Source organism: Herbaspirillum lusitanum P6-12 (assembly GCF_000256565.1).
In the GTDB taxonomy this organism is placed as follows: domain Bacteria; phylum Pseudomonadota; class Gammaproteobacteria; order Burkholderiales; family Burkholderiaceae_D; genus Herbaspirillum; species Herbaspirillum lusitanum.
This window is the reverse complement of sequence record NZ_AJHH01000710.1, coordinates 1-582: the sequence shown is the minus strand read 5'-3', so window position 1 is coordinate 582 and position 582 is coordinate 1. Positions and strand designations below refer to the sequence as shown.

1 protein-coding gene is annotated in these 582 nt (G+C 46.9%); it reads right to left on the bottom strand.

What is annotated here, in order from left to right:
• Positions 1-117 precede the first annotated feature (117 nt).
• The gene (locus HLUSI_RS32010) at positions 118-426 is read right to left on the bottom strand and encodes a 2Fe-2S iron-sulfur cluster-binding protein (RefSeq protein WP_083831033.1); all 309 of its coding nucleotides are present in this window, start codon (positions 424-426) and stop codon (positions 118-120) included.
• Between the last annotated feature and the right edge of the window lie 156 nt (positions 427-582).

Sequence of the window (582 nt, the reverse complement as noted above, 5' to 3'; positions counted from 1 at the left end):
TAAAATATATATATAAACTTTTATATAAAACCTAAAACCCCGAAAACCTGAAAACCCGGTTTCTCTCCAAGCGGCTTCAAAAACGGAAAAACGCCTTGGAAACCGGATGCGTCAATTTCATTTGAGAGAAAGTGCATCCGGTACTTCAATAACCAGGTCCGATTCGGCAACCGCAACACAAGGCAATAGGTAACCTTCGGCTTTTTCTTCCCGGGTCAAACCGGGCCAATCGATCTGGTAACTGATTTCTCCACTTTTCAACATGCACAGGCAAGTGCGGCATGTTCCATTCCTGCAAGAACTGGGTAAACGGATGTGCGCTCGCAAGGCTGCGTTCAGTAACGAGCTTCCCGCGCCGGCTTCAAATTCCAGTCCTGAAGGCAACAAAGAGACCTTGTAGGCTTGTTTGGGTATCGCTTCATCCATGGGCATGGGAAAAATTTATCGTACGAGGTTGATTGAAGACCATCTGTGGATAAGTCTCTGGATATCTCTTGGGCGAATTGGGGATAGTCCGGGAGTTTTGCACAGCGCCGATTTCTATCCACCATCTGTTCTTTCGCCATACAAGACTTGCCAAGC

Coding starts and splice junctions, on each gene's coding strand:
- HLUSI_RS32010 (WP_083831033.1), bottom strand. CDS start 426: ATGGATGAAGCGATACCCAAACAAGCCTACAAGGTCTCTTTGTTGCCT.